Raw genomic sequence first — 14,722 nt, 5'->3', positions numbered from 1 at the left:
ACCTGACCCCATGCCGAACTCAGAAGTGAAACGCCGTAGCGCCGATGGTAGTGTGGGGTCTCCCCATGCGAGAGTAGGACACTGCCAGGCATCAATTAAACGTTATCGGTTTGACACCCGGTAATGAGCAGAATCGCCAAGTGCGGTTTTGCCCACATCGACAGATGTGACGTGAAAGAACCGGTGGAGCGGTAGTTCAGTTGGTTAGAATACCTGCCTGTCACGCAGGGGGTCGCGGGTTCGAGCCCCGTCCGTTCCGCCACTAATTGATAAGCCCTGAGTCTATGACTCAGGGCTTTTTCATATGCAAAATCCAAAGAAACATAATATTTCTGCGTGATTTATGTGGTGAAACCCTGTTTTTATAAAGATTTATCTAAATAAATGCCGATATAAAGAACACTATGCCCGGCAGTATTATCTCTGCCGGGTTAATGCTTCTTATTATTGTTATTTAATATTCTGGCGCGCCAATTCTAACTGTATATCTTTATCAAGATTGGCTACCCAGCGGTTATAGTTTGGATGAATCTTTCCATCTTTGGCATCCATATTACTGCTGCCCAGATACTTAATCTGATAACTATTTGTATTGTAAGTGATACGGATGTTAGCACTGTGCCCGCGTAACAGGATTTTGCCATCTATCACGCCATCACTCGTCGGATTCAGCATCCAGTTGCGATTCAGCCCGGCAGCGAGAATGGCCTGGCGCACTTGTGCTTCAGTGTGACTCCCTACAACATTCTGATTGATGTTTTTTACCGGTGCAGTGCCTGCACACCCACTGACCAGAACTGCGGCGAATACGCCAGTTAAAATGAGCTTTAATGGTTTCATACTCTTTTCCATGAGCGGTCGTAAATAAGAAATGTATTAGCCATACACGAAGAGCGCGGTATGGTTTCCCCTCATTAAGATACCTCTATAGATTCTTTTCGACAAATATTGCTGCTTTTCATCGTGATAATTCTCTTTTTACTCAAGTCTCACTGCGGTATGTCGATAAGTATTCCTAATCTTTTAATTGGATATTCCGTGCAAAAATAGGAATTTTGGGAATGCAATCTGAGGTCAGATATAATAAATTTACCCACGCAATTTCTTTGACCGGTAATACCCTTATATGGCGGCGACATGAATATACTCAGTTGGTGGGCAATGGCTCCCGATCGTGGAACGCGTGAAGCTTGGCGTCAATGGGCTGCAGACAACTCATTTGCTACTGAATTACAGGGTGTATTACCCGGTTGTTCACATATTCCCATGATGTCGCTACGTCGAATGAGTGTCGGAACGCGTTTGGCAGTAGAGAGTGGACTCATCTTACTGAATGACTTCCAGGCGGATATGGCGATCTTTACCAGCCGCCATGGTGAGTTAGCGCGGACACACAAAATTCTCCAACATCTGCATCAAGAACAGCCGTTATCGCCAACGGATTTTGCCATGTCGGTGCACAACACGGCTGCCGGTTGGTTAACGATTATGGCGAAGAATATCTTGCCAACGACATCATTGGCCGCCGGTGAAGACAGCTTTCAGCAGGGCATGATAGAGGCCCAGGCCGTATTGGCGACGGGTAGCGCGGAGCGGGTGCTATTAATTGATTTTGACGGTGTTGTGCCGGATGTTTACCGGCCTTTTACTCCCGCGAATTCCTACCCTTATGCTGTCGCGTTGCTGTTGGAAAGCGGTGGTTCACTGCATTGCAACGCCGTAGACGACGGGCCGACGGGCTGTCAGGAACCACAAAGCCTGTCGTTCTTGCGCGGTTGGTTGCGCACTGATGATGCATTCACTGTTCCGGGCCCGCGGCACGGCTGGTCGTGGGGGCGCTGATGGCAACGACGATATCTGCGGAAAATGTGCCCGAACAATCGTCCTGGGTTAATCGCTGTTGGCGGGTAGTGGCCACCGGCTTTTGCTTTTCTCTTTTCGGTCTGGGCGGCCTGCTGCTATCAGGCGTTTGGTTTAACCTGATGCGTCTGGTGGTGCGCGATCCTGCGCGTCGTAGCCGGCTGACACAAAACGCGATCCGGCATAGTTTCCGTTTTTTTCTGGCAACGACGCGTTTTTTCGGTGTAATGGATTACCATTTCGACAACGTTGAACGCTTAAGTGAGGACAGTGGATGTTTGGTTATCGCCAATCATCCCAGCCTGCTGGATTATGTGTTGCTGGCTTCACAGATGCCGCGCTGCGACTGTATCGTCAAGGAAGCATTACTGAGTAACGTGTTTGTCAGTGGTGTGATCAAAGCTGCGGGCTATCTGGCCAACGCGCAGTCGGATATTTTGTTGGAACACTGCCGCCAACGTCTGGCCAGCGGTGGAACTATCTTGATCTTTCCTGAAGGGACACGCACGACGCCGGGCAAGGGGCTGACCCTGCAACGTGGGGCAGCCAATATTGCGCTACGTAGCCAGTGTGATATCCGCGTGGTGCATATCCACTGCCAGCCACCTATGCTGACGAAAGAGGGCAAATGGTATAAGATCCCGCCGATAAAACCGCAGTTCCGCATCACCGTTCAGGACAAGATCGACGCTCGCGCATTTATACATGCGAATGACGTTTCTCCCGCCCTCGCGGCAAGAAGATTAACCCAGCATTTAACTGACGCTTTACAGTCAGATTCTATAAATAATGAGAAATAGCGTAATGAATTTATTGAGCTCTGAAATCAAGCAATTGATCATTGATACGCTCAATCTTGAAGGTATGACACCGGAGGAGATTGACGCCGAGGCGCCGCTGTTTGGTGATGGACTGGGTTTGGACTCCATTGACGCCTTGGAGCTGGGCTTAGCACTAAAGAACCGTTATGGCGTGGTGCTGTCGGCTGAAAGCCAAGATATGCGGCAACATTTTTATTCCGTGGAAACGCTGGCGAAGTTTGTTTCTGCACAGCGTAGCAAATAAGGGGTTTTCATGGATAAGCAAGAAATTTACCTGCAAATTCAGGCATTACTGGTCAAGTTGTTCGAGTTGGATGCCGATGACATCAAACCCGAGTCTCGGCTGTACGAAGAATTAGAGCTGGACAGTATTGATGCAGTGGATCTCGTAGTGCACCTGCAGAAAACGACCGGCAAGAAGATCAAACCTGAAATGTTCAAGTCGGTACGTACTGTGCAAGACGTGGTTGATGCCATCGATGCGTTGCTGAAGTCAGGCAGCTAAGGCCAGGGCGTGAAGGTGAAGACCGTTCCTTGGCTAAATGGGGTGTTACGGCTGCTGCAGGCTGCGACCTGGCTAGTGCTGCTGCTTTACCCGCTGGCGGTCTGGGTGGGTTTATCACGCTGGGGAACCACTGTCTTGGCGCCGTTATTGGTGACGCTCTTTACCCTTCGTCTGTTCGTACTGCGCGGTAAACTGCGTCAGCAAATGTGGCTGGGCAAAGCGTTAGCCATCGTTGGCATTCTACTGGCGCTTGTCAGCTGGGCGCTGAAACAGAACCATTGGTTGTTGTATTACCCCGTACTGGTCAACGCATTACTGTTGATACTGTTTGTATACTCCCTGTTTGTACCACCCACGGTGGTTGAGCGGCTGGCCCGAATGACAGAGCCGCAGTTGGACTGCGCCGGCATTATTTATACGCGCCGGGTGACTCAGGTGTGGTGTGGCTTTTTTATTGTTAACGGTGCAATAGCGCTGGCAACCTGTTTGTCCGGTGATATTGCACTTTGGACGCTGTATAACGGCGGCATCAGCTATCTGCTGATGGGAGCATTAATGGGTATTGAATGGATAGTCAGGAAAAGGGTCAGGCACATCTAAGTTTGCCAATGAGCCAATGGCTTAGTTCGGCACGCGACGATAGGGTGCTTATCGCCTGGCGTGGCGACAAAGCATTATGTCTTGGCCAATTTCGCCGTGACGTTGCGGCGTTGACCGAAAAACTGTTGGGCAGGGAAGAACGCCGCTGGGCGCTGTGTTTTGATGATAGCTATCGCTTTGCTGTCGCGTTGCTGGCGTCTTTGTATGCTGGCAAGGTGCCCGTGATTTTTGGTCACCAGCGTGAGGCTATCCTCAAAGAGCAACGAACGGATTTCGATGCGTTATTGACCGATCTTGCTCTGAATCCCGGTGTACCCATTTTGGCTGTATCCGAGGGCGCTGGTGCAGATATAGCCTTACCTGCCTGGCCTCGGGATCCTCGCTTTATCCTTTATACTTCCGGATCGACCGGCCAGCCGCAAGCGGTGAATAAATCTGTAAGCTGCATGGACCGCGAAAGCGAGCTTTTGGCCGCAACGTGGGGCGATACTTTCCAGGGATGTCGCGTCGTTGCCTCGGTCTCTCACCAACATATGTATGGCCTGAGCTTTCGGGTGTTTCTGCCGCTGGCTTTGGGCCTGCCCTTTGACGCGCAGCTGACGCAATACCATGAACAGTTGATTGCTCAGCACCAGGGGCAACGTTTAGTGTTCGTCAGCAGTCCCGCGTGGCTTAAACGATTAGATAACCGGTTGGCTATTGCAGAGTGCGTTGATGTTATTTCCGCAGGTGGTCCGCTATCCTGCGCGGAAGCAATGCAGTCTAAGCAAGCGCTGGGCGTATTGCCGTTGGAAATTTATGGCACGACGGAAACGGGTACGTTGGCCTGGCGCAGGCAAGATCGTGAAGAGACATTGTGGCAGCCGTTTGCGGATGTAAGGTTAACGGTAAACTCAGATGGCAGTGTTCAGGCTATGTCCCCATTAATACCCGATACCGGTGAACTGGTGCTGAGCGATATTATTCAGCTTGCGCCAGATGGCCGGCAATTTCAGTTAAAGGGGCGTGCTGACCGTATTATCAAGCTGGAAGAGAAACGCCTGTCGCTAACCGAAGTCGAGCAACGCCTCATTTCTCTGCCGGAGATCGCCGATGCTGCGGTGATAACGCAACAGCGAAGGGGTCGCACTGTATTGGCGGCGGTGATTGTACTGTCTGCGTATGGTGAAACGCGCCGGCATGCCTTGTCTGAAGGGGGATTTACCCGTGCGTTGCATCAGGCATTACGGTGTTGGCTAGAGCCGGTGGCCCTGCCACGCAGTTGGCGTATTATCGACGCCATTCCGCTTAACCCACAAGGTAAACGCGCCTATGCCGAACTACAGGAGCTATTTTTATGATGCAACCTGAGGTGCTGCAACAACAGGTGAGTGATGCCACGCATGCCAGCCTGCAGCTGCGTTTACCTGCCGGGCTGTTTTGGTTTCGGGGTCATTTTCCAGAACACCCGATCTTGCCTGGGGTCACGCAGTTGAACTGGGTTATGCAGTATGCCCGGCAGTTGCTGGCTATTGAGGCCGAGTTCAAGGGGATCGAGGTGATCAAGTTTCAACAACCCTTGCTACCTGAACAAACAGTGACGTTACAGCTTGAATGGCAACCCGTACGGCAGAAACTGTTGTTTAGCTATCGCGTGGGTGAGGCGACGGCCAGCAGCGGCAAGATCTCATTATGTCAGTGAGCGCACCCTTCTCTCCCTGCATTATTATCCCTTGTTTTAATCATGGGCAGATGATGCCAGCAGTGCTGGCTGCGCTGGCAGGTTATGGTTTGCCATGCCTGGTCGTCGATGATGGTAGTGATCCCGAGACCGAGCAGGAGTTGCAGCGGTTGGTTGCTGGGCTGCCATGGGTCATGTTGCTGCGGCTGGAGCAAAATCAAGGCAAAGGCGCGGCAGTGATCGCCGGTTTGCAGTTGGCACAACGGCAGGGTTACAGCCATGCTTTACAGGTGGACGCCGACGGTCAGCATCAACTGAGCGATATCCCGGCCATGATAGTCGAAGCGCAAAGGTACCCAGACTGTCTGATCTCCGGTCGGCCTGTGTATGACAGCTCAGTGCCGAAAGCGCGTTTGTATGGCCGCTACATCACCCATGTTTGGGTGTGGATCGAAACCCTGTCACTGTCATTGAAAGACAGCATGTGCGGTTTTCGTGTCTATCCGGTGGCGTCGACGCTGGCGTTGACGACACGCCAACCGCTTGGCAAACGCATGGATTTTGATACCGAAGTGATGGTTAGGCTGTATTGGCAGGGGGTCGCAAGCCGTTTTCTACCCACGCGCGTGACCTATCCTGCCGACGGCGTTTCCCACTTCGATGCGCTGCGCGATAATTTGCGCATATCCTGGATGCATACCCGTTTGTTTTTCGGCATGTTGCCGCGTATTTCCCGCTTGTTGCGCCAGCGGCGTCGGTTGGCAGCCCCAGAACATTGGTCGGCGACGCAAGAGCGTCAGGGCCTGTGGGGCATTCGGCTGATGTTGCGGGTGTACCGTCTGTTCGGCCGCCGGGCTTTTCAACTGCTGCTGTATCCGGTGATCGGCTATTTCTGGCTGACTGGCCGTACTCAGCGGGAGGCATCGCGAGACTATCTGCAGCGCCTGCAGCTGTTTGCCCAGGGGCGGCAGCAGCCGTTGCCCGGGCCACTCGACAGCTTCCGTCATTTTATGCGCTTTGGTGATGCGATGCTTAATAAGCTGGCAAGTTGGCAAGGCGAGCTGAGCGATATCAAGTTGGTGAATCCTTCTCTGTGCGAACATCAAATTGCCAGCGGCAAGGGAACCTTAATTCTGGCCTCGCACTTGGGAGATATTGAATCCTGTCGGGCGCTGGGGGAGTTGGGTTCCGGCGTGACGGTCAATGCGCTGGTGTTTACGGAACACGCCGAGCGTTTCAATCAGTTGATGAAAGAGGTTAATCCCCGCGCCAATGTGAATTTGATTTCTGTGACGTCATTGGGGCCAGAAACGGCGATGCGCTTGCAGGATAAACTGGATGCCGGTGAATGGGTGGCGATCGTGGGCGATCGTACTTCCGCGGGCAAATTCCAGCGCGGTGAGCAGCCGCGTGTCGTGTGGAGCCGTTTCCTCGGTCACCCTGCACCGTTTCCGCAAGGCCCATTCATTCTGGCAGCCGCGTTGCGCTGCCCGGTATTTCTGATGTTCGGCCTCAAGCAGCAGGGGCATCTTAACGTCTATTTTGAACCCTTTGCCGATCCGCTAATTTTACCCCGTCAACAGCGCCAGCAGGCGTTGCAAGAGGCGGTGGACCAGTATGCCGCGCGGCTGGAACATTATTGTCTGCTGGCACCGCTCGACTGGTTTAATTTTTTCGATTTCTGGCAGTTGACGTCGCAACCGTCATCGCAACAGAGGCCTGAGACATGAAGCTAAAAGACGATCCGCGATTTTCCGTTAAGGTTGAGATCACCATTCCTTTCCATGATACCGATGCCATGGGGGTGGTCTGGCATGGTAACTACTTCCGTTATTTTGAAATCGCCCGTGAGGCTTTGCTGAAACAGTTTAACTATGGCTACCGGCAAATGCAGGCATCGGGCTATGTTTGGCCGATCGTCGACACGCGAGTGAAATATATTGCCCCAGTGCTGTTTGAACAGAAAATTAGTGTCTGTGCCGAGCTGGAGGAATATGAAAATCGCCTGCGTATTGGCTACCGTATCCTTGATGCACATAGCGGTCAGTTAACCACTCGCGGTCATACCATTCAGGTGGCAGTAGAGATTGCCAGCAAAGAGATGTGTTTCGTTTCGCCGCAGGTGCTATTGGATAACATCGAGGAGGCGCAATGAAATTCTGGGTGCTAACTATCGCTGCCTTTTTTAGCTTGAGCGTGCAGGCGGTAACGCTGCCGGAGCTGCAACAGCGCTTTAGTCAACAGCCGGTACTGCGTGCCGAGTTCGAACAGCAACGCAGCATTAGCGGCATGGCAAAGCCCTTGAAGTCCAGTGGTGAGCTTTTGATTTCTCAGCAAAAAGGGCTGTGGTGGGCGCAGCAGAAACCCTTCCCGTTGACCCTGCTGTTGGACGATAAACGTATGGTACAAACCCTGGCAGGCCAGCCACCGCAGGTAGTCACGGCGGAAAACAACCCGCAGATGTTTCAGTTCAACCATCTGCTGACCGCACTGTTTCACGCTGACAGCCAGGCACTGGAACAAAACTTTGCTTTGCAATTCAGCGATCTTGGGCACAACCAATGGCGGTTGGTACTGACACCGAAAACCACGCCGCTCGATAAGTTGTTCAAGCGCATTACTCTCAATGGTGAGCAATTCCTGGAAACCATTGATATTGATGATATGCAAAGTGACGCCACACATATCCGTTTCTTTAACCAGAAAACGGCACCCCAGACACTGACGGCTGCGGAGCAACAGCGTTTTGCGTCCTGACTTGCACCGACGGTTAGCCTTGGGTTGGTTGGCGATTTGTCTGCTCTTGCTTGCAGCGCTGTGCTGGCTGTTACCGCGTAGCCAGATTAACAGTAGCGTCTTGGCGTTATTACCCAAGCAGCAATTGGTGGGGGTGCCGGATGAACTGGCTGATGGTTTCAGTCGCCGGCTCGATCGGCAACTGATGTGGTTGGTGAGCCCACCGCCAGGCGCGGATAGCGCGGCGGTGAAGTGGTGGTGGCAGCAATTACGGCAGATGCCCGAACTGCAGCAGGTTGGCGGGCCAATGGATGCGCAACGCCAACAGCAGTGGGGGCGATTTTTCTACCAGCACCGTAACGTGTTGTTGGACGACGCTACCCGGCAACGGCTTCAGCAGGGGCCGGATGTGCAAAGCCAGTGGATCCTCGGGCAACTCTATTCAGCTTTCGCCGGCGTCAGCGGTAAAGAACTGGCTAACGATCCGCTGATGCTGGTACGTGCCTCGCAATTGGCGCAGCAGCAAAACGGGGGGTTGTTGAGCCTGTCCGACGGCTGGCTAGTGGCGCGCGACGCACAAGGCCGCAGTTGGTATCTGCTGCATGCGGAGTTAAGTGCATCTTCTTATGACATCACCAGTGCTCGGCGAACGGTGGATAAACTGGCCGCGCTGCAGCAACAACTGCAACAACGCTGGCCGGGCACAGAGGTGCTGAACCGCGGCACGCTGTTTTACAGCAACTACGCCAGCCAACAGGCCGAACGGGATATTTCCACCATTGGCCTGGCGTCGGTCGTGGGCGTGTTTTTATTGGTGTTGTTGATGTTCCGATCGCCGTTGCCGCTGTTATTGTGTGCGCTGTCCGTGAGCATTGGCGCATTGGCGGGTACTGTCGCTACGCTGCTGGCGTTTGGAGAAATACATGTGATGACGCTGGTGCTAAGCATCAGCATTGTCGGCATTTCGGCGGATTACACGCTCTATTTCCTGACTGAACGAAGGGTACATGGCCAGCAATCGACGCCATTAGCCAGTTTGCAGAAACTGTTGCCCGCCTTGTCGATGGCGTTAGTGACCACCGTGGTTGCCTACCTGGCGCTGTTGATTGCGCCATTTCCGGGCTTACAGCAATTGGCGGTGTTTGCCGCTGCAGGGCTGAGCGCCGCCTGTATCACGGTGATATGTTGGTACCCACGGTTATCGCGTCGGTTGCCTGTGCGCCCGGCGCCGGGATTAACGCTGATTTTGCGCTGGTTACATGCCTGGCGTCATCGGCCAGCACTGCGTTATGGGTTGCCCGGAGCAGTGCTGTTGCTGGTGATAGTCGGCTTCAGCCAATTGAAGGTGGACGACGATATTGGGCAATTACAGGCGTTGCCAATGGCGCTGCAGCAGCAGGAACAACGTATCGCCGCTCTAACGGGGCAACATAACGATCAGAAATGGCTGGTGGTCTACGGCACTAATGCCGAACAGTTGCTACAGCGAATGGAGCTGTTGCAGCCCATGCTGGCACAGGCTAAACGGCAAGGCATACTGGCGGATTATCGGTTGTTACCTTTACCTTCACTTCAGCGTCAGCAGCAGAATGCTGCCTTGCTGCAACGGGTTGTACCCCAAGTGATGGCGCAGTTACAGCAGGCGGATCTGGCGCTGAACGCCCCGGACTTGACGCCTGAATGGGTAACACCGGAACAATGGATGGGCAGCGTGGTCAGCGAGGGCTGGCGGTTGCTATGGTTGACGCTACCTGATGGCCGCAGCGCGGCGTTGGTGCCTGTCAACGGCGTGCAAAACAGTGCGGCGATGCAGGCATTGGCCGAGCAAGTGCCGGGCACCGGATGGATCGATCGTAAAACCGAATTCAGTGAACTCTTTGGGCAATACCGGTTGTATCTCTCATATTTGCTGATGTTGTCAGTGGCGGTGATTGCGCTTATCTATCTGTGGCGTTTTGGTGTGCGCCATGGTCTGCGCTGTATGGTGCCAACGCTGTTGTCACTGGGTAGCGGTATTGCGGTGTTGGCATTGAGTGGCCATACGTTGAATTTGTTCTCGTTATTGGCACTGGTGCTGGTACTGGGGATTGGCATTAACTATACGCTGTTCTTTACGAATCCCCGTGGTACGCCGACCACCTCAATGTTCGCCATCTTTATGGCGGTATGCACCACTCAACTGACCTTCGGCATGTTAGTGCTGAGTCATACACAGGCCATCAGCAGTTTTGGTATCGTATTGAGCAGCGGAATCGCCGTAGCATTTCTGTTGGCGCCGTTGACGTTAGCAACAAAAAGAAAAAGAGGAAAAGCCTGATGCACGGCTTACGAATGATGTTGTTAATGCTGGTCGCCGTGCTGGCCGGCTGTGCCAGCCCGCAGGATCAGACCCTGCCACAAGCCTGGCTGAAGCCCGGAACCCGGGTAACATTACCCGCGCCGACGCTGGCCCAACCGTTCAATCAGCAACAGTTACTGACCGCCAACGTAAAAGGGCAGCAGCATTCGATGCTGGTATTACTCAATGCTGACGGCCAGCGCCTGCAACTGGTGGGTATGTCACCGCTCGGCATTCGCCTGTTCAACCTGACCTATGATCATCAGGAGATCCGCACCGAACAGTTGATCAACGTGGGTGAGCTGCCGCCAGCCAGCCAGGTGCTTGCCGACATTATGCTGAGCTATTGGCCGGTAGCCGATTGGCAGCCCTTGTTGCCCGCGGGATGGCGCTTAGAGGAGCAACCCCAGATGCGTCGCCTGTATGATGATCGCGGGGTGATCGTCAGTGAAATTCGTTACCAGCAAGCAGATGGGCGGCGTGAACCCGTTTCTATTGCGCAATCCGCCTTCCACTATCGCATCACCATTCAAAACCTGGGGAGCGAATAATGATCTACTTCTCCGCCGTAGGCATGGTGAATGCACTGGGTAATAGCCTGCCGCAGATTGCAGAAAATCTGGCGCGTGGCGTGTCGCCAGGCATGCAACCGCAAACGCAGTGGCTCATCGGCGGCGCTCCCTCCTGGTTTGGCAATGTGCAGGGGGAGTTACCCACCATTCCCGAGTCACTCAAACGGCATAATTCACGCAACAACCGCCTGCTGCTGGCGGCGCTGGCGCAGATTGATGCGCCGGTGCGAGAGGCTATCGCCCGTTACGGTGCGGAGCGTGTCGCGGTGATTATGGGCACCAGTACCTCGGGGATCCGCGAGGGTGAGCTGGCGTTACAGCAGTACCATGCAGGGCAATGGCCGCAGGGTTATGATTATCAGCAGCAGGAATTGGGCGATCCGGGCCAGTTCCTCAGTGCTTTCCTCGGTACCCGTGGCCCGGCATATACCCTGTCTACCGCCTGTTCCTCGAGTGCTCGCGCCATCATCAGCGGCAAGCGCCTGATTGAGGCAGGGCTGGTGGATGCGGCGATTGTCGGCGGTGCTGACAGTTTGTGCCAAATGCCAATCAATGGTTTCAACAGCCTGGAGTCACTGTCCGCTGAACGTTGCACACCCTTCGCGACCGGGCGTAGCGGCATTAATATTGGCGAGGCGGCGGCATTGATGTTGTTAACGCGGGAAGCGGCACCCGTAGCGCTGCTGGGCGTCGGCGAATCTTCGGATGCCTGGCATATGTCGGCGCCGCACCCGACGGGTGACGGTGCCGAACGGGCTATCCAAATGGCACTGCGGCAGGCAGGTTTGGGCGTCGAGCAGGTTGGCTATATTAATTTGCATGGTACCGCCACGCGGCTGAACGATCAGGTTGAAGCTCAGGTGGTGAATCGCCTGTTTGGTTCTCAGACCCCCTGCAGTTCCACCAAACATCTCACGGGCCACACGTTGGGCGCTGCCGGTGCCGTAGAGGCTGCGTTGAGTTGGTTACTGCTGACCGAACAGCTGCCGTTACCACAGCAGGATTTCAGCGTTGTGCCACGCGATGCTGAACTCCCAACCATAGGTCTGGTTTGCCAGCCGCAGTCGTTGGGGCCACGTACGATCTTGTCCAATTCCTTTGCCTTCGGTGGCAATAACGCTTGTCTGCTGTTGGGAGATGCGCCGTGAACCGGTATCACAACGCCGAATACTACTTGCCCCACGCTTCTCCTATGGTGCTGTTGGAGCGGGTACTGGAAGTGGGGGAAGAACATGCGCGATGCGCAGTAATGGTTAGCGGTGACGGCGTGCTGGCCCCTTTCCTTGACGCGCAAGGGGCGTTGCCTGGCTGGTATGGCATTGAGCTGATGGCGCAGGCGATTGGCGTATGGAGTGGTTGGCATGGTCGCCAGCGCGCTCAGCCACCCCAGCTTGGTATGCTGCTTGGTGGACGCGCAATTCACTGCGAACTGTCGTCTTTTCCCGCCGGTAGCGAACTGTTGGTGAGCGTGCATCAGTTGTTGAAAGATGAAAAGTTAGCCAGCTTTGAATGCGAGATCAGTATCAATAATGTGCAAATAGCACAGGGCAGGTTGAACACCTATCAGCCTGATCAACAAGAAATTATTCAATTGACGACCTTAAGGGGAGACGCATGATGCGTTCCGTTTTAGTCACCGGCGCCAGCAAAGGAATCGGCCAGGCTATTGCCTGCCGCTTGGCTGCGGATGGCTTTTTGATAGTAGTTCACTACCACAGCGATAAGAACGGGGCAGAGCACACGCTGCAGCAGATTGTCAGTGCTGGCGGGCAAGGGCGGTTGATTCAGTTTGATATTAGCAACCGTATTGAGTGCCGTGAGCGGCTTGAGCAGGATATTGACACCCACGGCGCTTATTATGGTGTGGTGAACAATGCGGGTATCACTCGCGACGGCGCTTTCCCGGCATTAAGTGAAGACGACTGGGATGGTGTGATCCATACCAACCTCGATAGCTTCTACAACGTGCTGCACCCTTGTGTCATGCCGATGATTGGCTTGCGCAAAGGGGGGCGGATTGTCGCGTTGTCTTCGGTCTCGGGTGTCATGGGAAATCGTGGACAGGTCAACTACAGTGCAGCCAAGGCCGGTGTGATAGGCGCTTGCAAGGCGTTGGCGATTGAATTGGCAAAGCGCAAAATTACGGTTAACTGCATTGCACCTGGCCTGATTGACACAGGGATGCTCGACATGGAGCCTGCAGCGTTGGATGACGCAATGCGCGCTATTCCGCTCAAGCGCATGGGATCTGCAGAAGAGGTGGCGGGGCTAGCCAGCTACCTGATGTCGGATATTGCCGGTTATGTGACGCGGCAAGTCATTTCCATTAATGGAGGAATGGTATGACGCAGCGCGTAGTCGTTACCGGTATGGCGGGCATCACCGCCTTTGGCAATAATTGGGCGGACGTGTCCAGCCGCCTGAAGCAGGGCAAGAATGCCGTGCGTTACATGGCACAATGGGAAGAGTATCAAGGGCTGAACACTCACCTCGGTGCTCCGGTCGAGGATTTCGTGTTGCCGGAGCACTATACCCGCAAGCGTATCCGTTCGATGGGACGCGTTTCATTGCTGGCGACTCGGGCGACGGAATTGGCGCTGGAGCAAGCGGGGCTACTGGGTGAGGCTGTATTGACCAACGGCGAGACCGGCATCGCCTATGGTTCCTCAACCGGCAGTACCAAGCCAGTCAGCGAGTTCGCCACCATGTTGACCGAAAAGCACACCGGCAATATTACCGGCACCACCTATGTGCAGATGATGCCTCACACTGCGGCGGTCAATACAGGCCTGTTCTTCGGCTTGCGGGGGCGAGTGATCCCGACCTCCAGCGCCTGTACGTCGGGCAGCCAGGCGATTGGTTACGCCTACGAGAGTATCCGTCACGGCTATCAAACGGTGATGGTGGCAGGAGGCGCCGAAGAGCTATGTCCTTCGGAGGCAGCGGTGTTCGACACGTTGTTTGCCACCAGCCAGCAAAACGATCACCCTGCGCTTTCACCGCGCCCGTTTGATCGTCAACGTGACGGTTTGGTCATTGGCGAAGGCGCGGGAACCCTGATCCTGGAATCGTTGGAACACGCGCTGGCGCGTGGTGCCACCATTTACGGTGAAATTATCAGCTTTGCGACCAACTGTGATGCGGCACATATTACCCAGCCTCAGCAGGAAACCATGCAAGTTTGCATGCAACAGGCGCTGAAAGCGTCTGGGTTGGCAACCCGCGATATTGGGTATATCAGCGCTCACGGAACGGCAACAGACCGTGGCGATATCGCTGAAAGTCAGGCAACGGCGGCCATTTTCGGTGACCGTACGCCGATCTCTTCATTAAAGAGTTATTTTGGCCATACGCTGGGCGCGTGTGGCGCGCTGGAGGCCTGGATGGCGCTGGAGATGATGCGTGAGGGCAGCTTTGCACCGACGATTAACCTCAGTGAGCCGGACAGCGCCTGTGGCGAACTGGATTACATCATGGGTGACTATCGCCAGATTGATACGGAGTTTGTCCAATCGAACAACTTCGCATTTGGTGGCATCAATACCTCGTTAATTCTGCGTCGCTGGGCATAACGCTTCATTGCCGGGGGGATCACCCCGGCAATTGTTGCTGCTTAATCAAAAGTCTTAT

17 protein-coding genes, 1 tRNA gene and 1 rRNA gene are annotated in these 14,722 nt (G+C 54.3%); 18 read left to right on the top strand and 1 reads right to left on the bottom strand.

Going from position 1 to position 14,722, the window contains the following annotated elements; translation table 11 throughout:
• Nucleotides 1-90: ribosomal RNA gene (gene rrf / locus JOE25_RS16370) — 5S ribosomal RNA — on the top strand; the annotation flags it as partial.
• A 95-nt stretch (nucleotides 91-185) separates the two neighbouring features.
• Nucleotides 186-262: transfer RNA gene (locus tag JOE25_RS16365), tRNA-Asp, on the top strand.
• A 188-nt stretch (nucleotides 263-450) separates the two neighbouring features.
• Here the strand turns inward: JOE25_RS16365 and JOE25_RS16360 are convergent.
• Nucleotides 451-840, bottom strand: coding sequence for a hypothetical protein (locus JOE25_RS16360; RefSeq protein ID WP_209636891.1), 390 nt, complete (start codon nucleotides 838-840; stop codon nucleotides 451-453).
• A 297-nt stretch (nucleotides 841-1,137) separates the two neighbouring features.
• Between JOE25_RS16360 and JOE25_RS16355 the strand changes: the two genes are divergently transcribed.
• From JOE25_RS16355 to JOE25_RS16280, 16 genes are read left to right on the top strand one after another with little or no spacing between them, the layout of a single operon-like run.
• A complete protein-coding gene (locus tag JOE25_RS16355; protein ID WP_245209929.1) occupies nucleotides 1,138-1,842 on the top strand; it encodes a beta-ketoacyl synthase chain length factor in 705 nt (234 codons plus the stop codon).
• Complete coding sequence (locus tag JOE25_RS16350; RefSeq protein ID WP_209636889.1) at nucleotides 1,842-2,660, top strand: lysophospholipid acyltransferase family protein; 819 nt, start codon at nucleotides 1,842-1,844, stop codon at nucleotides 2,658-2,660. Before JOE25_RS16355 ends, JOE25_RS16350 begins: the two co-directional genes overlap by 1 nt.
• Before the next feature lie 4 nt (nucleotides 2,661-2,664).
• Nucleotides 2,665-2,925, top strand: coding sequence for a phosphopantetheine-binding protein (locus tag JOE25_RS16345; protein ID WP_037426925.1), 261 nt, complete (start codon nucleotides 2,665-2,667; stop codon nucleotides 2,923-2,925).
• Nucleotides 2,926-2,934: 9 nt separating this feature from the next.
• Nucleotides 2,935-3,186, top strand: a complete 252-nt coding sequence (locus JOE25_RS16340) for an acyl carrier protein (RefSeq protein ID WP_209636887.1) — start codon at nucleotides 2,935-2,937, stop codon at nucleotides 3,184-3,186.
• A 15-nt stretch (nucleotides 3,187-3,201) separates the two neighbouring features.
• Nucleotides 3,202-3,786 (top strand): hypothetical protein, encoded by a 585-nt coding sequence (locus JOE25_RS16335; protein WP_209636885.1) that lies wholly within the window; start codon nucleotides 3,202-3,204, stop codon nucleotides 3,784-3,786.
• An 8-nt stretch (nucleotides 3,787-3,794) separates the two neighbouring features.
• Nucleotides 3,795-5,126 carry an AMP-binding protein gene (locus tag JOE25_RS16330; protein ID WP_209636883.1) on the top strand — a complete coding sequence of 444 codons (1,332 nt, stop codon included), beginning with the start codon at nucleotides 3,795-3,797 and terminating at the stop codon, nucleotides 5,124-5,126.
• Nucleotides 5,123-5,467, top strand: a complete 345-nt coding sequence (locus JOE25_RS16325; RefSeq protein WP_209636881.1) for a hydroxymyristoyl-ACP dehydratase — start codon at nucleotides 5,123-5,125, stop codon at nucleotides 5,465-5,467. Before JOE25_RS16330 ends, JOE25_RS16325 begins: the two co-directional genes overlap by 4 nt.
• Nucleotides 5,458-7,176, top strand: a complete 1,719-nt coding sequence (locus JOE25_RS16320; RefSeq protein WP_209636879.1) for a glycosyltransferase family 2 protein — start codon at nucleotides 5,458-5,460, stop codon at nucleotides 7,174-7,176. The genes JOE25_RS16325 and JOE25_RS16320 overlap by 10 nt, the downstream gene beginning before the upstream one ends.
• On the top strand, nucleotides 7,173-7,601 hold the full coding sequence (locus JOE25_RS16315) for a thioesterase family protein (RefSeq protein WP_209636877.1): 429 nt from the start codon (nucleotides 7,173-7,175) through the stop codon (nucleotides 7,599-7,601). The genes JOE25_RS16320 and JOE25_RS16315 overlap by 4 nt, the downstream gene beginning before the upstream one ends.
• Nucleotides 7,598-8,203, top strand: coding sequence for an outer membrane lipoprotein carrier protein LolA (locus JOE25_RS16310; RefSeq protein WP_209636875.1), 606 nt, complete (start codon nucleotides 7,598-7,600; stop codon nucleotides 8,201-8,203). The genes JOE25_RS16315 and JOE25_RS16310 overlap by 4 nt, the downstream gene beginning before the upstream one ends.
• Entirely contained in the window at nucleotides 8,193-10,499 is a 2,307-nt protein-coding gene (locus JOE25_RS16305; protein ID WP_209636873.1) for an MMPL family transporter, read from the top strand. Before JOE25_RS16310 ends, JOE25_RS16305 begins: the two co-directional genes overlap by 11 nt.
• Complete coding sequence (locus JOE25_RS16300; protein ID WP_209636871.1) at nucleotides 10,499-11,071, top strand: DUF3261 domain-containing protein; 573 nt, start codon at nucleotides 10,499-10,501, stop codon at nucleotides 11,069-11,071. Before JOE25_RS16305 ends, JOE25_RS16300 begins: the two co-directional genes overlap by 1 nt.
• A complete protein-coding gene (locus JOE25_RS16295) occupies nucleotides 11,071-12,240 on the top strand; it encodes a beta-ketoacyl-[acyl-carrier-protein] synthase family protein (RefSeq protein ID WP_209636869.1) in 1,170 nt (389 codons plus the stop codon). The genes JOE25_RS16300 and JOE25_RS16295 overlap by 1 nt, the downstream gene beginning before the upstream one ends.
• Nucleotides 12,237-12,710: a hotdog family protein gene (locus JOE25_RS16290; protein ID WP_209636867.1), complete on the top strand. Its 474-nt coding sequence runs from the start codon at nucleotides 12,237-12,239 to the stop codon at nucleotides 12,708-12,710. The genes JOE25_RS16295 and JOE25_RS16290 overlap by 4 nt, the downstream gene beginning before the upstream one ends.
• Complete coding sequence (locus tag JOE25_RS16285) at nucleotides 12,707-13,438, top strand: 3-ketoacyl-ACP reductase FabG2 (RefSeq protein ID WP_209636865.1); 732 nt, start codon at nucleotides 12,707-12,709, stop codon at nucleotides 13,436-13,438. Before JOE25_RS16290 ends, JOE25_RS16285 begins: the two co-directional genes overlap by 4 nt.
• A complete protein-coding gene (locus tag JOE25_RS16280) occupies nucleotides 13,435-14,664 on the top strand; it encodes a beta-ketoacyl-ACP synthase (RefSeq protein ID WP_209636863.1) in 1,230 nt (409 codons plus the stop codon). Before JOE25_RS16285 ends, JOE25_RS16280 begins: the two co-directional genes overlap by 4 nt.
• Nucleotides 14,665-14,722: the final 58 nt, after the last annotated feature.

Origin of the sequence: Serratia sp. PL17, from assembly GCF_017832355.1 — a bacterium.
GTDB lineage: Bacteria > Pseudomonadota > Gammaproteobacteria > Enterobacterales > Enterobacteriaceae > Serratia.
Note: the sequence above shows the minus strand (reverse complement) of the source record. Positions and strands in the feature narration are given on the sequence as shown.

Coding starts and splice junctions, on each gene's coding strand:
- JOE25_RS16345 (WP_037426925.1), top strand. CDS start 2,665: ATGAATTTATTGAGCTCTGAAATCAAGCAATTGATCATTGATACGCTC.
- JOE25_RS16285 (WP_209636865.1), top strand. CDS start 12,707: ATGATGCGTTCCGTTTTAGTCACCGGCGCCAGCAAAGGAATCGGCCAG.
- JOE25_RS16330 (WP_209636883.1), top strand. CDS start 3,795: ATGAGCCAATGGCTTAGTTCGGCACGCGACGATAGGGTGCTTATCGCC.
- JOE25_RS16310 (WP_209636875.1), top strand. CDS start 7,598: ATGAAATTCTGGGTGCTAACTATCGCTGCCTTTTTTAGCTTGAGCGTG.
- JOE25_RS16280 (WP_209636863.1), top strand. CDS start 13,435: ATGACGCAGCGCGTAGTCGTTACCGGTATGGCGGGCATCACCGCCTTT.
- JOE25_RS16355 (WP_245209929.1), top strand. CDS start 1,138: ATGAATATACTCAGTTGGTGGGCAATGGCTCCCGATCGTGGAACGCGT.
- JOE25_RS16315 (WP_209636877.1), top strand. CDS start 7,173: ATGAAGCTAAAAGACGATCCGCGATTTTCCGTTAAGGTTGAGATCACC.
- JOE25_RS16300 (WP_209636871.1), top strand. CDS start 10,499: ATGCACGGCTTACGAATGATGTTGTTAATGCTGGTCGCCGTGCTGGCC.
- JOE25_RS16320 (WP_209636879.1), top strand. CDS start 5,458: ATGTCAGTGAGCGCACCCTTCTCTCCCTGCATTATTATCCCTTGTTTT.
- JOE25_RS16350 (WP_209636889.1), top strand. CDS start 1,842: ATGGCAACGACGATATCTGCGGAAAATGTGCCCGAACAATCGTCCTGG.
- JOE25_RS16295 (WP_209636869.1), top strand. CDS start 11,071: ATGATCTACTTCTCCGCCGTAGGCATGGTGAATGCACTGGGTAATAGC.
- JOE25_RS16340 (WP_209636887.1), top strand. CDS start 2,935: ATGGATAAGCAAGAAATTTACCTGCAAATTCAGGCATTACTGGTCAAG.
- JOE25_RS16360 (WP_209636891.1), bottom strand. CDS start 840: ATGAAACCATTAAAGCTCATTTTAACTGGCGTATTCGCCGCAGTTCTG.
- JOE25_RS16325 (WP_209636881.1), top strand. CDS start 5,123: ATGATGCAACCTGAGGTGCTGCAACAACAGGTGAGTGATGCCACGCAT.